Origin of the sequence: Qipengyuania sp., from assembly GCF_964227205.1 — a bacterium.
GTDB lineage: Bacteria > Pseudomonadota > Alphaproteobacteria > Sphingomonadales > Sphingomonadaceae > Qipengyuania.
Genome location: NZ_CAXQVB010000003.1, coordinates 402,632 through 421,807, shown reverse-complemented (window position 1 = coordinate 421,807; position 19,176 = coordinate 402,632). Strand labels below are relative to the sequence as shown.

Below are 19,176 nucleotides of genomic sequence, written 5' to 3'. Positions count from 1 at the left end.
CGTCCTTGCTTTGTCGCACCTCGCTGCCATAGGCGATTCGCATGGCCATTACCGCACCCAAGCTCGATCCGCGCGGCCGCAAGGTCAAGATCCTCGCGACCGTCGGCCCCGCCAGCCGCTCACCCGAAATGCTCGCCCGCCTGTTCAAGGCCGGGGTCGATGCCTTCCGCGTCAACATGAGCCATGGCGAACACGCCGATCACGAGGCGACGATCCGCGCAATCCGCGCGCTGGAAAAGGAATTCCACCGCCCGATCGCGATTCTCGCCGACCTGCAGGGCCCCAAGCTGCGCGTGGGCAAGTTCAAGGACGGACAGGCGGTCATCCGCCATTCTGGCCATTTCACGCTCGACCGCAATCCCGAGCCGGGCGACGAGACGCGCGTCGAACTGCCGCACCCCGAACTGTTCGGCCTGCTCGAGAAAGGCCAGCGGCTGCTGATCAACGACGGCAAGATCCGCCTCCGGGTGATTCGTGCCGACGACAAGGAAATCCTCTGCTCGGCCGAAGTGGGCGGAGTCATTTCCGACCGCAAGGGCGTGAATGTTCCCGACGCCGAAGTGCCGATCCCGGCGCTGACCGACAAGGACCGGCGCGACCTTGCCTTCGCGGTCCAGCAGGGAGTCGACTGGATCGGCCTCAGCTTCGTCCAGCGTCCCGAGGATCTGGCCGAGGCACGCAAGCTGATGGGCGGCTATGGCGCGCTCTGCGCCAAGATCGAAAAGCCGATGGCGGTCCGCCGGCTCGACGAGATCATCGACATGAGCGACGGGATCATGGTCGCGCGCGGCGACCTCGGCGTGGAGCTGGAGCCGCAGGAAGTCCCGCCGCTGCAGAAGAAGATCGTCAACGCCACCCGCCTCAAGGGCAAGCCGGTGATCGTCGCGACGCAAATGCTCGAAAGCATGATCGAGAGCCCCGCCCCGACCCGCGCCGAAGTGTCCGACGTCGCCAATGCGGTCTATGACGGCGCCGATGCCGTGATGCTGAGCGCGGAAACCGCGGCGGGCGACTGGCCCGAGGAAGCGGTGACGATCATGCACAAGATCGCGCGGCAGGTTGAAACCGACGAGGCCTATCTCGAACGCGTCCGCCTGCTCGACACGCCGCCCGATGCGACCACCGCCGACGCGCTGGCGCATGCCTGCATGACCGTGGCCGACACTGTGCCGGTCAGCGCGATCACCGTCTTTACCGGATCGGGCTCGACCGCACGCCGTGTCGCGCGCGAGCGCCCGAGCGTGCCGATGCTGGTGCTGACTCCGAGCATGAAGACCGCCCGGCGGCTGGGCCTGCTGTGGGGCGCGCATGCGGTGGCGACCAAGGACATCGGCAGCTTCGAGGAAATGATCGCCAAGGGAAAGCGCATGGCGCTGCGCCACCGCTTCGGCCAGGCTGGCAGCAAGCTAATCGCGCTGGCCGGCGTGCCCTTCGGCACGCCCGGCTCGACCAACCTGCTCCACGTCGTCACCGTTACCGGTGACGAGCTCGAGAAGCACGGGGGCTAGAGCGCAGCGCGTTCCTTCATGATGCGCCGGTTGCGCGCATCGACGGTGCGGAAAGCCTTCAAGACGGAAAGGTCGCGGTCGACCCGGCCCTCGTGACCCAGCAACCATATCTGCTGGTAGAACCAGTAGATGCCGGCGAAGCCGCTGATCGCCTTCATCAACTGGAAGCGCTTGAGGAAGCCGAGCCAGCGGGGCAGCAGATCGAGATTGTCCTCGTAGCGTGCGAGACGCTCCGCCCCCTTGAGCAACTGCGCGGGTGCATCGGTATCGACGCATAGCGGACGCCCCAGTCCGATCAGGTCGGCCGCGCCGCTCGCCAGCGCCTCTTCCGTCGCGCTGAGCGTACGGAAACCACCGGTGACCATCAGCGGCACCGAAACCTCGGCCTGCATGGCCTTGGCGAAATCGACGAAATAGGCCTCGCGCGCGGCGGTCGAGGGCGCGACAGTCTGCACCGCCTCCTCTTCCTGGCCAGCGACTCCGAGCAGCTTGGGCTGCTCATAGGTCCCGCCCGAAATCTCGATCAGGTCGACAGAAGCAGCCTCGAGCCATTTCACCACCTGCAGGCTGTCTCCGAAATCGAACCCGCCTTTCTGGAAGTCGGCGCTGTTGAGCTTTACCGAAACCGGGAAATCCGGCCCCACCGCCGCCCGCACCGCGGCCACGATCTCAAGCAGGAACCGGGCGCGGTTCTCAAGCGATCCACCGTATTCGTCGGTGCGCAGGTTCACCCGCGGCGAGAGGAATTGCGAGACCAGATAGCCATGCGCGCCGTGCACCTGCACGCCGGTGAAGCCCGCTTCCTTGCAGGCGCGCGCGGCCACGGCCCAGCGGTCCACCAGATCGTCGATTTCGTCCTTTGTCAGCGGCGTGGGCTTGCCGAACTGGCCGCCCGGCAGTGCGAGCTGGACGTCGGAGGAGGATTTGGGATGCGGGTTGACCAGCTTCTGCGTCTGCCGGCCGCCATGGCTGATCTGCGCCCAGAAGTGGTTGCTGTTGCGGGTGGCGGCCTTCGCCCAGCTCGCAAGGCGCGCCTTCATGTCGGCGTCGGGCTGGCGCTCGATCACGACGTTACCGGGCCGTTCGAGATGGTCCCTGTCGACGATGATATTGCCTGACAGCAGCATGCCTGCGCCGCCATCGGACCAGATGCCATAGAGGCGCTCGAGCCCGGGTGTGGGCTTGCCATCGGGCGTGGCCAGCCCCTCGGTCATGGCGGCCTTGGCTATCCTGTTGGGAAGCATCGCGCCGCAAGGGAGCTTTAGCTCCGTCCCCAGTCCCACGCCCATTTCATATCCCCCTAGCCCCGCGCTGCAGCCTCCAGCCGCTCGCGCGCGCGCGTTTCGCCGATCAACGGCAGCAATTCGCCCATGTCGGGCCCATGATCCATGCCGGTCAAGGCCTGCCGCAGCGGCAGGAACAATGCCTTGCCCTTCCGGCCGGTCGATTCCTTGAGCACGGCCGCGAGCATGCGCCACGGGTCTTCGCCCCATTCGAGCCGCCGTGCGGCTTCGGCGAGATAGGCGCGGTCCTCTTCGGCAAAGGCCGGCATGTCGACCGGTCCGGTGACCAGCCGCCACCAGCCCGCCGCTTCGGATACATGCGTCAGATTCGGCCTGATCGCGTGCCAGCCCGCCTCGTCCATCCCCGCGGGCAGACGGTCCGCGACCTCGGCGAAGTCCATCTGGTGGACCAGCGCGGCATTGAGCCGCTCGAGTTCGGCATCGTCGAACTTCGCCGGCGCGCGCCCGAAGGTCGCGAGATCGAAACTTTCGAGCAGCAGCTCCCGGTCGGCGATCGCCTCGACCGGGCGCGAAGTGCCGAGCCGCGCCAGCAGCGCGACAATCGCGGCCGGTTCGATGTCGCGTTCGCGGAAGGCGTCGCAGCCGAGCGAACCGAGCCGCTTCGACAGCTTCCCCTCGCGCCCGACCAGCAGCGCCTCATGTGCAAAGCGCGGCATCGGTCCGTCAGCATGGCCCGCTGCGACCAGCGCGTCGAACATCTGGATCTGCACCGCGGTGTTGCTGACGTGATCCTCGCCCCGCAGCACGTCGGTCACCCCCATGTCGAGGTCGTCGACCGCGCTCGGCAGCATGTAGAGCCAGCTGCCGTCGGCGCGGCGGATGACCGGGTCGGACAGCTGCGAGGGATCGAACTTCTGCGCCCCGCGGACACCGTCTTCCCAGGCGATCGGATCGCCGTCGTCGAGCTTGAAACGCCAGTGCGGGACGATCCCCTCCGCCTCCTTCTTCGCCCGGTCCTCATCGCTCAATTCGAGTGCGCCGCGGTCGTAGATCGGCGGCAGGCCGCGCCCGAGGCGGATTTTGCGCTTGAGCTCGAGTTCCTGCTGCGTTTCGTAACAGGGATAGACCCTGCCCGCCTCGCGAAGCGCCGCGAAAGCGCGTTCGTATAGCGCGAGTCGCTCCGACTGGCGTTCCTCGCCATCGGGCGTCAGACCAAGCCAGACGAGATCGGCCCGGATCGCCTCGACATAGTCCTCCCGACTGCGTTCGGCGTCGGTGTCGTCGATCCTTAGCACGAAGCGGCCACCGACCTTCTTGGCCAGCATCCAGTTATGCAGCGCGGTGCGGATATTCCCGACATGAAGCCGCCCGGTGGGCGATGGTGCGAAACGCGTCACGGTGGTCATGGGGGCGCCGATAGCCGAGGGCGCGGCGCTTGGCGAGAGGTCAGCTGGCGCGCCGGGGGCGCTGCTTCATCACGGCTTCGCGTGCCTTGCGATAATCGAGGATTCCGCTCGCTTCGTCATTCATCGCGGCCTTGGCCGCGGAGGAGGTGGCGAAATTATCGCCGGGAACCGGCTCGCAGATCAGATAGCCTTGTGCCTCCTGGCACCCAAGCTTGCGCAGCAGGTCGAGCTGCGCGCGCGTTTCGATTCCTTCCGCAGTGGTCGCCATGCCCAGCGCATCCGCAAGCCGGGTGATGCTGGAGATGATGGCCTGGCTGTCCGCCGACAATTCGACCCCCTCGACGAAGTCGCGGTCGATCTTGATCCGGTCGAAGGGGAAACGGCGCAGATAGCTGAGCGAGGAATAGCCGATTCCGAAGTCGTCGAGCGCGATCTTCGCCCCCAGCTCGCGCAGTTTCTCGAGATTGCTGGCGCAAACGCTGCCCTTCTGCATCAGCACGTGTTCGGTAATCTCGAATTCGACCCGTTTGGGCGAAATCCCGTGCGCATGGATCGCCTGGGCAACGACATCGGCCAGATGCGGGCTGCGCACCTGGGTGGGCGAAAGGTTGATGGCGATGCGGAAATTGCCTTCCCATCGCCCGGTTTCCGCGAGTGCCTGCCGAATGACCCATTCGCCGATCGGCACGATCATGCCCGTTTCCTCCGCCACATCGAGGAATTCGGCGGGGGTCACTACTCCGCGCTTCGGGTGATACCAGCGGAGCAATGCTTCGTACCCCGCCACTTCTCCCGAATCGAGATCCATGACCGGCTGATAATGGAGCCTGAGCTGCCCGCGCGACAGGGCTTCGCGCAGATCGGATTCGATTTCGCGCCGCTCCCGGGAAGCGAGGTCCATGGCCTCGTCGTAGAGCGCAATCGTGTCGCGCCCCTTGTCCTTGGCCGCAAACAGCGCGAGGTCGGCCCGGCGCATCAGTTCTTCCGCGTCGCATTCGCCCTCGCAGCGCTTGGCGATGCCGATGCTTCCAGAGACGCGGTAAACCTGCCCGTCGAGCTCGAAGGGTTCGCGGATCACCGCAAGGAAACGGTGGGCACGCTCGATCAGCATGCCCGCCCCTGCGCGCGTTTCGAGCAGGACGGCGAATTCGTCACCCCCGAGCCGGGCCACCAGGTCCTGGCCGCGTACCTCCTGTTCGAGGCGGGTGCCGATTTCCCGCAGCAGCCGATCGCCCACAAGGTGTCCGCGCGTGTCGTTGACGGCCTTGAAATCGTCGAGGTCGAGATAGAACAGCACCACGTCGCGCGCGCGTGCGCGATCTTCGAGCGCGGTCCGCAACCGTTCGTTGAAGAGGTAGCGATTGGCGAGCCCGGTGAGGTTGTCGTAATGTGCCATGAAGGCAACGCGTTCCTCGATCAACCGGTCGCCCGTCACGTCGCGCGCTACGCCGCTCATCCGACCATCCGAACGGGGACGGGCCGATAGCTCCCAGTACCGCAAGGCATCGCCGGCGCCGAGCTTGAGGACGAGGTCGCGGAACGGGCTGCGTTCCATCAGCCGGCGGGCGAGACGGTCACGGTCCTTGCTGGGAGCGAAGAGGTTGATGAGCGGCAATCCCTCGAGTTCGGCCACCGGCTTGCCCGCGGCAGTCGCGAAACGGTCGGAGACGTCGCGCAGGTTCCCGCATGGCCCGACCGTCCACAGCCAGTCGGACGACTGCTCCTCGTAATCGTTGAGAAGCATGCGCACCGTGTCGGCGGCTTCGCGGCGGCCGCTTTCCGCCTCGGCGCCACTGATGATCTGACGGTTCTGTTCGCGTACCGATCCGCCGAGCGCGATGACGAACAGCGCCAGCAGGACCAGGGCGGGCCAGCCGCTGCTGCCGACCTGGATCCAGACCGCCACCGCGATCGAGGCCGCAAGCGCGCCGATACGGACGCCTGCGGCAAGCGGGGCGGTGCGATGGACCAGCAGCGAGCCGCAAAGATTGGCGATGGCAATCGCAGCCAGAACCACCGCGTCGAGCCCTGTCGCAAAGATTGCCAGATAAGGCGTGATGAAGGCCCAGTTCGCCGATCTGACGATTTCCAGCCCCATGCAGCGACGCCAATGGCGGCGCAACTGTTCCAGTGTCGCGTCTTTGCGATCGAGCCGCGCGGCAAGCACCACGTAGATCGCCAGCACGATCAGCTGGATCGCGGCCCAGGCGAACAGAACGTCGAGCGAAGCCTGGTCGCGGAAAGTATAGATCAGCGCGGCAAGCGAGCCGAGCGACGGGAGAAGTGCCAGCCGGGCGCCGGCGCTGTAATCCTCGAGCCGACGGGTCAGCAGCAAGCGGTCCACAGCGTCGGCTGTAGACCACTCTTTCATATCCGCAGGCCGCTCGGTCTCGAGCTCTGCCATGGCCACGAATTCCCCCCGACTGCCGCCAACACCCTGCGGGCGGCCACTCGAGTGCTTATGGTGCAACCCCCGCAGCTTTCCGTCAAGAAGCAGGAAAATCAGAAATATTGGAGTAAGTAAAGTCCTGCTTAGCAAAGTAAAAGGCCCCGCCGGTTGGCACCGGCGGGGCCTGAAATCATTGAGACGGTCAGGAAGGCTTATTCGCCGTCCTTGGCCTCCTCGTTGAGGTAGTCGCCCGCATCGGCATCGGTGCCGTGGGTTTCACCTTCCATGCTCGCCAGCGGATCGTCGCCGATCGCCGCTTCGGGACCCTGGGCGAGTTCCGCCTCGTGCTCTTCCTCGGCGGTCTGCGCGGCGATGATCGCCTCCTGCGCCTTTTTCCACTGCGCGCGCAGGGCGGCATCGCGGCTCGAGGCGGTGATGCGCATACGGTTCATGCCCGCGCCGGTACCGGCGGGGATGAGACGGCCGACGATCACGTTTTCCTTCAGACCGACCAGCGTGTCCTTCTTCCCTTCGACCGCGGCCTGCGTGAGCACGCGCGTGGTTTCCTGGAACGAAGCGGCCGAGATGAACGAACGCGTCTGCAACGAGGCCTTGGTGATACCGAGCAGGATCGGGGTCCCCTTGGCGGGTTCCTTGCCCTTGCCCAGCTTGGCATTGGTCTCGTTGAGTTCCTCGAGGTCGACCTGCTCGCCGGGCAGCAGTACGGTGTCGCCACCGTCGGTGATCTCGACCTTCTGCAGCATCTGGCGAACGATCACCTCGATGTGCTTGTCGTTGATCTTCACGCCCTGCAGTCGGTAGACTTCCTGGATTTCGTTGACGAGATATTCGGCCAGCGCCTCGACGCCCAGCACCTCGAGGATGTCGTGCGGGTTGGGCGAACCGGAGATCAGCGTGTCTCCCTTCTTCACGAAGTCGCCTTCCTGCACGTCGATCACCTTGGTCTTGGGGATCAGGTATTCGACTGCATCACCTTCCTCGGGCACGATGGCGATCTTGCGCTTCGCCTTGTATTCGCGAACGAATTCGATCTTGCCCGAGATCTTGGCGATGACCGCATTGTCCTTCGGCAGGCGTGCCTCGAACAGTTCGGCCACACGCGGCAGACCGCCGGTGATGTCGCGGGTCTTGGCGGCTTCGCGCGAGGCACGGGCAAGGATGTCGCCCGCTTCGACGTTCTGGCCGTCCTCGACCGAGAGCACCGTGCCCGGCGCCAGCATGTAGCGCGCGGCCTCGGTCTCGTCGCCGGCATCGTTGAACAGCGTCAGGCGCGGACGCAGGTCGTCCTTCTTGCGCCCGGTGGTGCGCATTTCGGTGACCACGCGCTGGGCGATGCCGGTGGCATCGTCGACGCGTTCTTCCATGGTCGTGCCGTCGACGAGGTCCTGGTACTTCACCACGCCCGATGTTTCGGTGATGATCGGCAGGCTGAACGGGTCCCATTCGGCCAGGCGTTCGCCTTCCTTCACCTTGTCGCCGTCCTTGTGCATCAGCACGGTACCGTAGGGCACCTTGTGAATCTCGCGCTCGCGGCCTTCGGCGTCGATCACCGCCAGTTCGCCATTGCGGGCGAGCGACAGGATACGACCCTTCTTGTCGGTGATGGTCGGCATGTCGCGATAGACGACCTTGCCGTCCGAGATCGCCTCGAGATGGCTCGTTTCGTTGAGCTGCGCGGCACCGCCGATGTGGAAGGTACGCATGGTCAGCTGCGTGCCCGGTTCACCGATCGACTGCGCGGCGATGACGCCTACCGCCTCGCCGATATTGACCGGCGTCCCGCGGGCAAGGTCACGGCCGTAGCAGGTAGCGCAAACGCCCTGTTTGGCTTCGCAGACCAGCGGCGAGCGGATCTTGGCGACCTGCACTTCGGCTTCCTCGATCGCCTTGATCATCGGTTCGTCGAGCAGCGTGCCCGCCGGTGCGATGACCTCGTCGGTCGCGGCATTGACGATGTCTTCGGCCACGGTGCGGCCGAGGATGCGTTCGCCGAGCGAAGCGATCACCGAACCGCCCTGCACGATGGCGCGCATTTCGAGCGCGTTCTCGGTCTTGCAGTCATCCTCGACGATGACGCAGTCCTGCGACACATCGACCAGGCGGCGGGTCAGGTAACCCGAGTTGGCGGTCTTCAGCGCGGTATCCGCGAGACCCTTGCGGGCGCCGTGGGTCGAGTTGAAGTACTCGAGGACGTTGAGGCCTTCCTTGAAGTTCGAGATGATCGGGTTCTCGATGATCTCGCCCGACGGCTTGGCCATCAGGCCGCGCATGCCGGCGAGCTGCTTCATCTGCGCCGGGCTACCACGCGCGCCCGAATGGCTCATCATGTAGATCGAGTTGATCTCGGCCTGGAGCCCGTCCTTGTCGATCGGGCGGGCCTTGATCTTTTCCATCATCGCGTCGGCCACCTGGTCGCCGCAACGGCTCCAGGCGTCGATCACCTTGTTGTACTTTTCCTGCTGGGTGATCAGGCCGTCCTGATACTGCTGCTCGTAATCGGCGACCATGTTCTTGGTCGCCTCGACCAGCTCGACCTTCTCTTCGGGGATGATCATGTCGTCCTTGCCGAAGGAGATGCCCGCCTTGAACGCGTGGCGGAAGCCCAGTGCCATGATCGCATCGGCGAACAGCACCGTGTCCTTCTGGCCGGTGTGACGATAGACCTCGTCGATGACGTCGGCGATGTCCTTCTTGGTCAGCAGGCGGTTGACGATGTCGAAGGGAACCTTGTGGTTCTTCGGCAGGCATTCACCGATCAGCATGCGCCCGGCGGTCGTTTCGAATCGCTGCATGACGATGTTGCCGTCCTCGTCGGCCTGCGGGACGCGGGCGAGGATCTTGGTGTGGAGCGAGACCTGCTTGGTTTCGAGCGCCTGATGCACTTCGGCCATGTCGCTGAACATCGGCAGCTTTTCGACCTTGTTGCCGTCGGCATCCTCGACGAACTCGGGAGTCTTTTCCTGACGTTCCATCGACAGGTAGTAGAGGCCCAGCACCATGTCCTGCGAAGGCACGATGATCGGCTTGCCGTTGGCGGGCGAGAGGATGTTGTTGGTCGACATCATCAGGACGCGCGCTTCCAGCTGCGCCTCGAGGCTCAGCGGGACGTGGACGGCCATCTGGTCACCGTCGAAGTCGGCGTTGAAGGCGGCGCAGACCAGCGGGTGGAGCTGGATCGCCTTGCCCTCGATCAGCACCGGCTCGAACGCCTGGATGCCGAGACGGTGGAGCGTCGGCGCGCGGTTCAGGAGGACCGGGTGCTCGCGAATGACTTCGTCGAGGATGTCCCAGACTTCCTTGCGTTCCTTCTCGACCCACTTCTTCGCCTGCTTGAGGGTCATCGAGAGACCCTTCGCATCGAGGCGGGCGTAGATGAACGGCTTGAACAGTTCGAGCGCCATCTTCTTCGGCAGGCCGCACTGGTGCAGCTTGAGTTCCGGACCGGTCACGATGACCGAACGGCCCGAATAGTCGACGCGCTTACCCAGAAGGTTCTGGCGGAAGCGGCCCTGCTTGCCCTTGAGCATGTCGCTGAGCGACTTGAGCGGACGCTTGTTGGCACCGGTGATCACGCGGCCGCGACGGCCGTTGTCGAACAGTGCGTCAACCGCTTCCTGCAGCATGCGCTTTTCGTTGCGGACGATGATGTCCGGCGCGCGCAGCTCCATCAGGCGCTTCAAACGGTTGTTACGGTTGATCACGCGACGGTAGAGGTCGTTGAGGTCCGAAGTCGCGAAGCGGCCACCGTCGAGCGGCACCAGCGGGCGCAGTTCGGGCGGAATGACCGGCACGACTTCGAGGATCATCCACTCGGGACGGTTGCCCGATTCGATGAAGCTTTCGACGACCTTGAGGCGCTTGATGATCTTGGCCGGCTTGAGCTTCGACTTGGTGGTCGCGAGCTCTTCCAGCAGGTCTTCCTTTTCCTGCTCGAGGTCGAGATCCATCAGCATGGTCTTGACCGCTTCGGCACCGATCGCCGCGCTGAAAGCATCTTCGCCGTATTCGTCCTGCGCTTCGAGCAGCTCGTCCTCGGTGAGGAGCTGGAACTTCTCAAGCGGGGTCAGGCCGGGTTCGGTGACGATGTAGCTTTCGAAGTAGAGCACGCGCTCGAGCTGCTTCAACTGCATGTCGAGCAGCAGGCCGATGCGCGACGGCAGCGACTTGAGGAACCAGATATGCGCGACGGGCGCGGCCAGCTCGATGTGGCCCATGCGTTCGCGGCGGACCTTGGTCACAGTCACTTCGACGCCGCACTTTTCGCAGACGACGCCCTTGTACTTCATGCGCTTGTACTTGCCGCACAGGCACTCGTAGTCCTTCACCGGACCGAAGATCCGCGCGCAGAACAGGCCGTCACGCTCGGGCTTGAACGTGCGGTAGTTGATCGTTTCGGGCTTCTTGATCTCACCGAAGGACCACGAGCGGATGCGCTCGGGGCTGGCGATGCCGATCTGGATCTCGTCGAAAGTCTCGGGCTTCGCGAGCTGGTTGGTGAATTTGGTCAGTTCGTTCATGACTTAATCCCTTAGCGGGTGAATTCCTGGGGCGGTTGGGGGGAGCGTTGCCGCTCCCCTATTCCGCCGCGATCGCGAGACCGTCGTCGTCCTCGTCGTCGCTCAGCGACTTGAGTTCGACATTGAGGCCCAGGCTGCGCATTTCCTTGACGAGCACGTTGAAGCTCTCGGGAATGCCCGCCTCGAAGGTATCGTCGCCCTTGACGATCGCTTCGTAGACCTTGGTACGACCGATCACGTCGTCCGACTTCACGGTGAGGATTTCCTGCAGCGTGTAGGCGGCGCCGTAGGCCTGGAGCGCCCAGACCTCCATTTCGCCGAAGCGCTGGCCGCCGAACTGCGCCTTACCGCCCAGCGGCTGCTGGGTGACGAGGCTGTAGGGGCCGATCGAACGGGCGTGAATCTTGTCGTCGACGAGGTGGTGCAGCTTGAGCATGTAGATGATGCCCACGGTGACCTTGCGGTCGAAGGCTTCGCCCGTACGTCCGTCGAACAGAACCGACTGGCCCGAGCTGTGGAGACCGGCCTTTTCGAGCTCGATCGTCACGTCGCCTTCGCGCGCACCGTCGAACACCGGCGTGCCCATCGGGACACCCGCGGTGAGATTGCTTGCCAGTTCCACGATATCCGCGGTCGAACGGCTGTCGATCGCATCGTGATACTGTTCGCCATAGACCTCCTTGAGCCGCGAAATGACGGCTTCGGGCGGCTTGGCCTTGGCATAATCTTCGGCGGCGTTCGGGTTCGCCCGCTTCCACTCCTCGAGCTGCTCGCCGATCTGGTGGCCCAGATTGCGGGCCGCCATGCCGAGGTGCGTTTCGAAGATCTGCCCGACGTTCATGCGCGACGGCACGCCGAGCGGGTTGAGGACGATGTCGACCGGGGTCCCGTCTTCGAGGAACGGCATGTCCTCGACCGGCAGGATGCGGCTGATGACGCCCTTGTTCCCGTGACGGCCGGCCATCTTGTCGCCCGGCTGCAGCTTGCGCTTCACCGCGACGAAGACCTTGACCATCTTGAGTACGCCGGGGGCGAGCTCGTCACCGCGCTCGAGCTTCTCCTTGCGGTCCTCGAACTTCTCTTCGATGAACTTGACCGCTTCGTCATACTGCGACTTGACGGCTTCGAGCTGCGCCTGGCGACCATCGTCGGCCACGGCGAACTTGAACCATTCGTGCTTGTCGACGCCTTCGAGCAGCTCCTCGGTGATCTCGCTGCCCTTCTTGACGCCCTTCGGCGCGGCCGAAGCGGTCTGGCCGACGAGCATGTCCTTGAGGCGGTTGTAGGTCGCCCGGTTGAGGATCGCGCGTTCGTCGTTCGAGTCCTTGCGGAGGCGTTCGATTTCCTCGTTCTGGATCGCCCGCGTACGGTCGTCGATCTCGATGCCGTGGCGGTTGAAGACGCGGACTTCGACGATCGTCCCGGCAACCCCCGGCGGCAGGCGGAGCGAGGTATCGCGTACGTCGCTGGCCTTTTCACCGAAGATCGCGCGCAGGAGCTTTTCCTCCGGCGTCATCGGGCTCTCGCCCTTGGGCGTGATCTTGCCGACCAGGATATCGCCCGGGTGCACTTCGGCGCCGATATAGACGATGCCCGCCTCGTCGAGGTTGCGCAGGGCCTCCTCGCCGACATTCGGGATGTCGCGGGTGATGTCCTCGGGCCCGAGCTTGGTGTCGCGCGCCATGACTTCGAATTCCTCGATGTGGATCGAGGTGAAGACGTCGTCCTTCACGATCCGCTCGGAGATGAGGATCGAGTCTTCGTAGTTGTAGCCGTTCCAGGGCATGAAGGCGACGAGGCTGTTGCGGCCCAGTGCCAGCTCGCCGAGGTCGGTCGAAGGACCGTCGGCGATGATGTCGCCGGCTTCGACCGTTTCACCGACCTTCACCAGCGGGCGCTGGTTGATGCAGGTGTCCTGGTTCGAACGCTGGAACTTCTGCAGCGTGTAGATGTCGACGCCCGACTGGCCGGGTTCGACGTCGCCGATCGCACGGATCACGATACGCGTCGCATCGACCTGGTCGACGATGCCGCCGCGGGTTGCCGCGATCGCCGCGCCCGAATCCCGCGCAACGGTTTCTTCCATGCCGGTGCCGACCCAGGGTGCTTCCGCCTTGACCAGCGGAACCGCCTGGCGCTGCATGTTCGAGCCCATCAGTGCGCGGTTGGCGTCATCGTTTTCCAGGAACGGGATCAGCGATGCCGCGACCGAGACGAGCTGCTTGGGGCTGACGTCCATCAGCGTGATGGTTTCGCGCGGCGCCATCAGGTTGTCGCCGTCGTGACGCGCCGAAACCAGCTCCTCGACGAAGGAGCCATCGTCGGTAAGATCGGCCGAAGCCTGCGCGACGGTGTGCTTCTGCTCTTCCATCGCCGAGAGGTAGACGACCTCGTCGGTGACCTTGCCGTCCACGACCTTGCGGTACGGCGTTTCGATGAAGCCGTACTTGTTGACGCGCGCGAAGGTCGAGAGCGAGTTGATCAGGCCGATGTTCGGGCCTTCGGGCGTCTCGATCGGACAGATGCGGCCATAGTGCGTCGGGTGAACGTCGCGGACTTCGAAACCTGCGCGCTCACGGGTAAGGCCGCCCGGGCCAAGCGCCGAAACGCGGCGCTTGTGGGTGACTTCCGACAGCGGGTTGGTCTGGTCCATGAACTGCGAAAGCTGGCTGGAGCCGAAGAACTCGCGCACTGCGGCCACGGCGGGCTTCGCATTGATCAGGTCGTTCGGCATCACGGTCGACACGTCGACCGAACTCATGCGTTCCTTCACCGCGCGTTCCATGCGCAGCAGGCCGACGCGGTACTGGTTTTCCAGCAGCTCGCCGACCGAACGGACGCGGCGGTTGCCGAGATTGTCGATATCGTCGACTTCGCCCTTGCCGTCCTTGAGGTCGACCAGTTCCTTGACCACGGCGAGGATGTCTTCCTTGCGCAGCGTGGTGACGGTGTCCTCGGCGTCGAGTTCGAGACGCATGTTGAGCTTGACGCGGCCGACAGCCGACAGGTCGTAGCGCTCGCCGTCGAAGAACAGGCCCTCGAACAGCGCTTCGGCGGTTTCCTTGGTCGGCGGTTCGCCCGGACGCATGACCTTGTAGATCGCCTCGAGGCCTTCGTCGCGGTTCTCGGCCTTGTCGACCTTGAGCGTGTTGCGGATCCACGGACCGGTGTTGACGTGGTCGATATCGAGCAATTCCATCGCGTCGATGCCCGCGGCATCGAGCACTTCGAGGTTCTCGGCCGAGACCTCGTCGCCTGCCTCGATGTAGATGCGTCCGGTCTTCTCGTCGATCATGTCACGGCTGGCGTAGCGACCGAAGATTTCCTCGGTCGGCAGCAGCAGCGTTTCAAGGCCGTCCTTGGCCGCCTTGTTGGCAGCGCGCGGGCTGATCTTCTGGCCGGCGGGGAAGACTTCCTCGCCCGTCTTGGCATCGACCAGCGCGAAGGCCGGCTTCTGGCCGCGCCACTGTTCGGCAACGAAGGGAATTTCCCAGCCGTCCTTCGCGCGCTTCCAGGTCACGGTGTCGTAGAAATGCGCGAGGATGTCCTCGGCATCGAGTCCGAGCGCGAACAGCAGCGCGGTGACCGGCAGCTTGCGCTTGCGGTCGATACGCACGTTGACGATGTCCTTGGCGTCGAACTCGAAATCGAGCCAGCTGCCGCGATAGGGGATGATGCGGGCCGCGAAGAGGAGCTTGCCCGAAGAGTGCGTCTTGCCGCGGTCATGGTCGAACAGCACACCCGGCGAACGGTGCATCTGCGACACGATCACGCGCTCGGTGCCGTTGATGATGAAGGTGCCATTGCCCGTCATCAGGGGCATGTCGCCCATGTAAACGTCCTGCTCCTTGATATCGAGGACCGAACGGGTTTCGGTTTCCTGGTCCACCTCGAACACGATCAGGCGCAGCGTCACCTTCATCGGGGCGGCATAGGTGATGCCGCGCTGGCGGCATTCGACGATGTCGTATTTGGGCGCTTCGAGTTCGTAATGGACGAAGTCGAGTTCGGCGGTACCGGCGAAGTCGCGGATCGGGAACACCGAACGCAGCGTCTTTTCGAGGCCCGAGACGTAGCCCGTCTCCTTGTTCGAGCGGAGAAACTGTTCGTAGCTCTCGCGCTGCACCTCGATCAGGTTCGGCATGTCGACGACTTCGTGGATGTCGCCGAAGATCTTGCGGATACGACGCTTCGCCGTACCCTGCGCGTTCGTGCCCCGGGTCTTCTTCGGAGCCTTCGCCTTGGTAGCCATAAGGGGTAGTTACCTCTTCTCGTGTGCGCCGGGCCCGCGCGGTCGGGACCGGAATTCAAGTCTCATGCGCGTGAGATCCATGGCCGGGACGCGAAAAGGCCGCAGCGAATGACGCGCCTGTCCCGGCGGCCTGCTGCAGCTTCTCGAGCGTCGCGATTATGGAAACGCCGCTTCCATCCTGTGCCCGATCCCCGCGCATGAATCGGACTCGCTCGAAGCGTGCGGTCGCGGGGCATTTAGGAATTGGACGCCCGCGGGTCAACCGGGGAATTGCGCAAAGGCCGGTGGCGGCAAGCCGCTAGTCGGCTGGGCGAGTGCTCCACATCATCCGGTGGATTCTCCAGTGCCCCTCGTCGTCGGGCCGCGCATGGATGATATAGTACCCCTCCTGGGCACTGCGCTCGCCAGCATAGCTGAACGCAATCTCGCTGCGCCCCGCAACCGCCGCCAGGGCGGGCGAGCCCTCGATCGTCACGGGCTGGCGCTCGAAATATTCAACCTGGGTCGGCGGTGCCCCTTCGGGAAACCAGTAGGCGCGCAGCTCGTCCGTACCCGAAAGCGGCTCTCCGCCCCCACCGGGATAGATCACCGCATGCGGTTCGAACAGTGCGAGCAGCGCCTCGGCCTGTGCCTCGGTCCCCTGCTTCAGCCAGGCCTTGGCATAACTCTGGTCGAGTGCACGCAACGCTTCGCGATCGCCCGCCGTCAAGCCGGTCCGCTCACCGATGGCATGGGCAGCGGGCTCTGGCTCCGGTTGATCGGAGCACCCTGCAAGACTCAGGGCGGCCACGGCCGACATCAGGCGATACATCCAACCCCCTCTCGGTAGACGCGCTGTCAATGGCCGATCGCTCCTCGCGGGTCGAAGATTCCTCCACCAATCGCTTCCCTCGCACGGCGAACGACTTCGACTTGGTCGGCAGCCATTCGGCGCGTCCCTCTGTGACCAAGCTGTGCGAAAAATTTTCGGCAGGTGAAAATTGTGTCTTCTCCTTGGCGAAAATGAGGCTATTTTATGGCGGCGTCAATCATGGCGCTACAGGAATAGAATCACATGAAGAAGATCGCTCTCGTTGCCGCGCTTCCCGTTGCGCTGACCCTCGCCGCTTGCGGTGAAAAGGCTGCCGAAGAAGCTCCGGTCGAAGAAACCACCGTCGAAGCTCCGGTCGTCGAAGAGACCCCGGCTGTGACCGACGAAATGGCCACCGAAGCTACCGTCGACGCCGCCGCTACCGACGCGACCGCTACCGAAGAAGCATCGACCGAAGAAGCTCCGGCCGAATAATCCCTTCCGGTCCGGCGCTCCGGCGCCGGCCATACGGATTGCGAGAGGCTCGTTCCGCAAGGGACGGGCCTCTTTGCTGTTGGGCGCCCACGCCTAGGCCCCGCTCATATCGAAATTCGATATTATCGTTTGACAATAAACAATCGCAAGAGCATATCGATTTTCGATAAGGGAGAGCGATGCGATGTTTTCTGCCATCATCACCGGCCTGCGCTTAACCAACTGGCTGAACTGGATTGCCGCGGCTCTGCTCATGGCGTTCTTCGGCCTGCTTCTCGTCGATCCGGAAGGATTCCGCGATACGATCTTCTCCGGCTTCGATGCCGAGCCGACCAGCCGCGCCGCAATCGAGCGATACCTGTTCGGGATACTCGCGCTCGTTCCACCGATGGCGGTTGCCGTGCATTACATTCTCACGCGTCTGGCCGGCCTCGTGCGGGATGCAGCGGCGGGAGCAGCCTTCACCGATACCAATGCGCGCCGCCTGTCGGCAATCGGCTGGGCTGTGCTGGCGATCAACCTGGCCGACCTGCTCTACGGGTGGCTCTCCGTCCGCGCGAGCGAGGCGACCGGCGAATATTTCGGCTGGTCGCTTTCCCTGACCGGCTGGATCGCAGTGCCGATGCTGTTCGTGCTCGCCCGCGTGTTCCGCGAGGGCGCCGCGATGCGCGAGGACCTTGCGGGGACCGTGTGATGCCTGATCCCGAACCCCACCGCATCGCCGTGCGGCTCGACGAAATGCTGCGCGATCGCGGCATGACGCTGACCGAACTGGCCGATCGCATCGGCATCACGCTCGCCAATCTGTCGATCCTCAAGACCGGCAAGGCCAAGGCGATCCGCTTTTCCACGCTCGAGGCGATCTGCCGCGAGCTCGCCTGCCAGCCGGGCGACCTGCTGACCTATTCCGAACAAGAGGGGACAAACCGATGACCACCTTTCTCGCCGAGTTTCGCCGGGTCTACACCGCCAGCCTCGCCTTTGCCGCGGTGCTCCCGCTCGCTGCCGCCATCCCGCTCGTCGCCGAATTCGTCCAGCATGTGGTCGAGATGCGTATCGGCATGTACGATGGTATCGAGGCGGCCCAGGCAGTGGAAGGACATGCCGACCGGCTGCTGTTCGGCTTCATCAAGACCGTCGCGCTGGGCCTGCCCGCCTATTTCTACATCCGCTGGCTCGCCTCGGAGGGCAACCGAAGCTTCGCCGCGCGGCTAGAACGCCCCGCGCTGGCGCTGTTCGCGCTGGTCGTCGCGCTGCAGGCGCTATTCGCATGGCTCAGCCTCTATGTCTGGACCAGTGGAGCAATAGCGGTGGGCCTGTACGTCTTCAGCCTGGTCTTTATGCCCTTGATCGCGCGCTTCGTGATTGCGGCGCCGCTGGGCCTGTTCGTCAGCCCGCTGCAATCGATGCGCACGATGGCACCGCATGCTTTCTTTGCCATACTCTTCCCGCTCGCCGCCATGTTGCCGCTGATGGCGGTGCATTATGCACTCGGCCTCGGCGCTATTTTCGTCACCGGGGACGCACTGAAGTGGGCGATGCTCGTGCTCGACAGCTTCGTGACCGCATGGCTGGCGCTGGTGCTGATCGCCGCGCAATATGTTGTCGCCACAAGGCCCGCCCCGATCGGCCCCACCCCAACCGCACCGGCGGTCTGAGCCGAATGGCTTGACAGAATCGTGTAAATCCTTAGAGGCCCGCCCCGAAGGCGGGTCTCTTGTATTCGCCCTCATCCGTCCGAGACAGTTGGTGACCGGAATTTGCCGGTCTTAATTTCCAGCCTAGACGGGGAACAGAGATTTCATGGCGATGCCCCGCATCGTCGTTTCGCGCCGTCTGGCGCACTCCTTCCCCATCAACGGACTCGCCCGTGTCGTTTTCGGCACGGACAAACGTAGCCGATTTCGTCGGAGCCTTCCGACGGAGTCATAGTGAAGGAGTATGGCATGGATCGTTCGCAGAAAGCCGATTCGGTCGCCCAGCTCAGCGAAGTCTTCGCCCAGGCAGGCGTGGTGGTCGTCACCCGCAACCTGGGGCTCTCGGTCGCCCAGTCGACCGAGCTGCGCTCGAAGATGCGTGAAGCCGGCGCGACTTACAAGGTTGCGAAGAACCGTCTCGCCAAGCTCGCCCTGAAGGACACCGACTACGCAGGCCTCGATGAGTACCTGACCGGTCCGACCGCCCTTGGTTTTTCCGAGGATCCGGTCGCCGCGGCCAAGGCCGTGGTGGAGTTCGCCAAGACCACCGACAAGCTTGAAATCGTCGGCGGTTCGATGGGCGCAACGAAGCTCGACGAAGCAGGGGTCAAGGCGCTCGCCTCGATGCCGAGCCTCGACGAACTTCGGGCGAAGATCGTGGGTCTCGTCAACGCCCCGGCAACCAAGGTTGCCCAGGTCGTCAACGCGCCCGCAGCCAAGCTCGCTCGTGTCTTCGGCGCATATGCCGCCACGGAAGCCGCGTAAGAGCTGGTTCGACGCACGAACACATATTCATCGGGGCATGGCCACCCAGGCATTTTGGGGGCACCCCGGCCTTATATTTGGAGTGAAACATC

12 protein-coding genes are annotated in these 19,176 nt (G+C 64.2%); 6 read left to right on the top strand and 6 right to left on the bottom strand.

The window, feature by feature from the left end; all coding sequences use genetic code 11:
- Positions 1–41 precede the first annotated feature (41 nt).
- Positions 42–1,508, top strand: coding sequence for a pyruvate kinase (pyk, locus tag ACEQZ0_RS09630; RefSeq protein ID WP_370190638.1), 1,467 nt, complete (start codon positions 42–44; stop codon positions 1,506–1,508).
- On the opposite strand, the gene ACEQZ0_RS09625 is transcribed toward pyk, so the two are convergent.
- From ACEQZ0_RS09625 to ACEQZ0_RS09600, 6 genes are all read right to left on the bottom strand, one after another.
- Complete coding sequence (locus ACEQZ0_RS09625; RefSeq protein WP_370190637.1) at positions 1,505–2,752, bottom strand: NADH:flavin oxidoreductase/NADH oxidase family protein; 1,248 nt, start codon at positions 2,750–2,752, stop codon at positions 1,505–1,507. The genes pyk and ACEQZ0_RS09625 overlap by 4 nt on opposite strands.
- Before the next feature lie 56 nt (positions 2,753–2,808).
- Positions 2,809–4,158, bottom strand: a complete 1,350-nt coding sequence (gene gltX, locus ACEQZ0_RS09620; RefSeq protein ID WP_370190636.1) for a glutamate--tRNA ligase — start codon at positions 4,156–4,158, stop codon at positions 2,809–2,811.
- 40 nt (positions 4,159–4,198) lie between these two features.
- Entirely contained in the window at positions 4,199–6,562 is a 2,364-nt protein-coding gene (locus tag ACEQZ0_RS09615; protein ID WP_370190635.1) for a putative bifunctional diguanylate cyclase/phosphodiesterase, read from the bottom strand.
- A gap of 197 nt (positions 6,563–6,759) precedes the next feature.
- A complete protein-coding gene (gene rpoC, locus ACEQZ0_RS09610) occupies positions 6,760–11,085 on the bottom strand; it encodes a DNA-directed RNA polymerase subunit beta' (RefSeq protein ID WP_370190634.1) in 4,326 nt (1,441 codons plus the stop codon).
- 58 nt (positions 11,086–11,143) lie between these two features.
- Positions 11,144–15,337 (bottom strand): DNA-directed RNA polymerase subunit beta, encoded by a 4,194-nt coding sequence (gene rpoB / locus ACEQZ0_RS09605; protein ID WP_370190633.1) that lies wholly within the window; start codon positions 15,335–15,337, stop codon positions 11,144–11,146.
- A 298-nt stretch (positions 15,338–15,635) separates the two neighbouring features.
- Positions 15,636–16,046 carry a DUF4440 domain-containing protein gene (locus ACEQZ0_RS09600; protein WP_370190632.1) on the bottom strand — a complete coding sequence of 137 codons (411 nt, stop codon included), beginning with the start codon at positions 16,044–16,046 and terminating at the stop codon, positions 15,636–15,638.
- Between the two features lie 345 nt (positions 16,047–16,391).
- On the opposite strand from ACEQZ0_RS09600, the gene ACEQZ0_RS09595 reads away from it, so the two are divergent.
- The 5 genes from ACEQZ0_RS09595 to rplJ all read left to right on the top strand — a co-directional run bounded on the left by ACEQZ0_RS09595 (position 16,392) and on the right by rplJ (position 19,084).
- Positions 16,392–16,622 (top strand): hypothetical protein, encoded by a 231-nt coding sequence (locus tag ACEQZ0_RS09595; RefSeq protein ID WP_370190631.1) that lies wholly within the window; start codon positions 16,392–16,394, stop codon positions 16,620–16,622.
- Between the two features lie 184 nt (positions 16,623–16,806).
- Positions 16,807–17,316 (top strand): DUF2975 domain-containing protein, encoded by a 510-nt coding sequence (locus tag ACEQZ0_RS09590; RefSeq protein ID WP_370190630.1) that lies wholly within the window; start codon positions 16,807–16,809, stop codon positions 17,314–17,316.
- Complete coding sequence (locus ACEQZ0_RS09585; RefSeq protein ID WP_370190629.1) at positions 17,316–17,555, top strand: helix-turn-helix domain-containing protein; 240 nt, start codon at positions 17,316–17,318, stop codon at positions 17,553–17,555. The genes ACEQZ0_RS09590 and ACEQZ0_RS09585 overlap by 1 nt, the downstream gene beginning before the upstream one ends.
- On the top strand, positions 17,552–18,280 hold the full coding sequence (locus tag ACEQZ0_RS09580) for a hypothetical protein (RefSeq protein ID WP_370190628.1): 729 nt from the start codon (positions 17,552–17,554) through the stop codon (positions 18,278–18,280). Before ACEQZ0_RS09585 ends, ACEQZ0_RS09580 begins: the two co-directional genes overlap by 4 nt.
- Before the next feature lie 288 nt (positions 18,281–18,568).
- Positions 18,569–19,084: a 50S ribosomal protein L10 gene (gene rplJ, locus ACEQZ0_RS09575; protein ID WP_370190627.1), complete on the top strand. Its 516-nt coding sequence runs from the start codon at positions 18,569–18,571 to the stop codon at positions 19,082–19,084.
- Positions 19,085–19,176 lie beyond the last annotated feature (92 nt).

Excerpts from the sequence above, each read along its gene's own strand:
- pyk (WP_370190638.1), top strand. The coding sequence starts at position 42 with ATGGCCATTACCGCACCCAAGCTCGATCCGCGCGGCCGCAAGGTCAAG.
- ACEQZ0_RS09625 (WP_370190637.1), bottom strand. The coding sequence starts at position 2,752 with ATGCTTCCCAACAGGATAGCCAAGGCCGCCATGACCGAGGGGCTGGCC.
- gltX (WP_370190636.1), bottom strand. The coding sequence starts at position 4,158 with ATGACCACCGTGACGCGTTTCGCACCATCGCCCACCGGGCGGCTTCAT.
- ACEQZ0_RS09615 (WP_370190635.1), bottom strand. The coding sequence starts at position 6,562 with ATGGCAGAGCTCGAGACCGAGCGGCCTGCGGATATGAAAGAGTGGTCT.
- rpoC (WP_370190634.1), bottom strand. The coding sequence starts at position 11,085 with ATGAACGAACTGACCAAATTCACCAACCAGCTCGCGAAGCCCGAGACT.
- rpoB (WP_370190633.1), bottom strand. The coding sequence starts at position 15,337 with ATGGCTACCAAGGCGAAGGCTCCGAAGAAGACCCGGGGCACGAACGCG.
- ACEQZ0_RS09595 (WP_370190631.1), top strand. The coding sequence starts at position 16,392 with ATGAAGAAGATCGCTCTCGTTGCCGCGCTTCCCGTTGCGCTGACCCTC.
- ACEQZ0_RS09590 (WP_370190630.1), top strand. The coding sequence starts at position 16,807 with ATGTTTTCTGCCATCATCACCGGCCTGCGCTTAACCAACTGGCTGAAC.
- ACEQZ0_RS09585 (WP_370190629.1), top strand. The coding sequence starts at position 17,316 with ATGCCTGATCCCGAACCCCACCGCATCGCCGTGCGGCTCGACGAAATG.
- ACEQZ0_RS09580 (WP_370190628.1), top strand. The coding sequence starts at position 17,552 with ATGACCACCTTTCTCGCCGAGTTTCGCCGGGTCTACACCGCCAGCCTC.
- rplJ (WP_370190627.1), top strand. The coding sequence starts at position 18,569 with ATGGATCGTTCGCAGAAAGCCGATTCGGTCGCCCAGCTCAGCGAAGTC.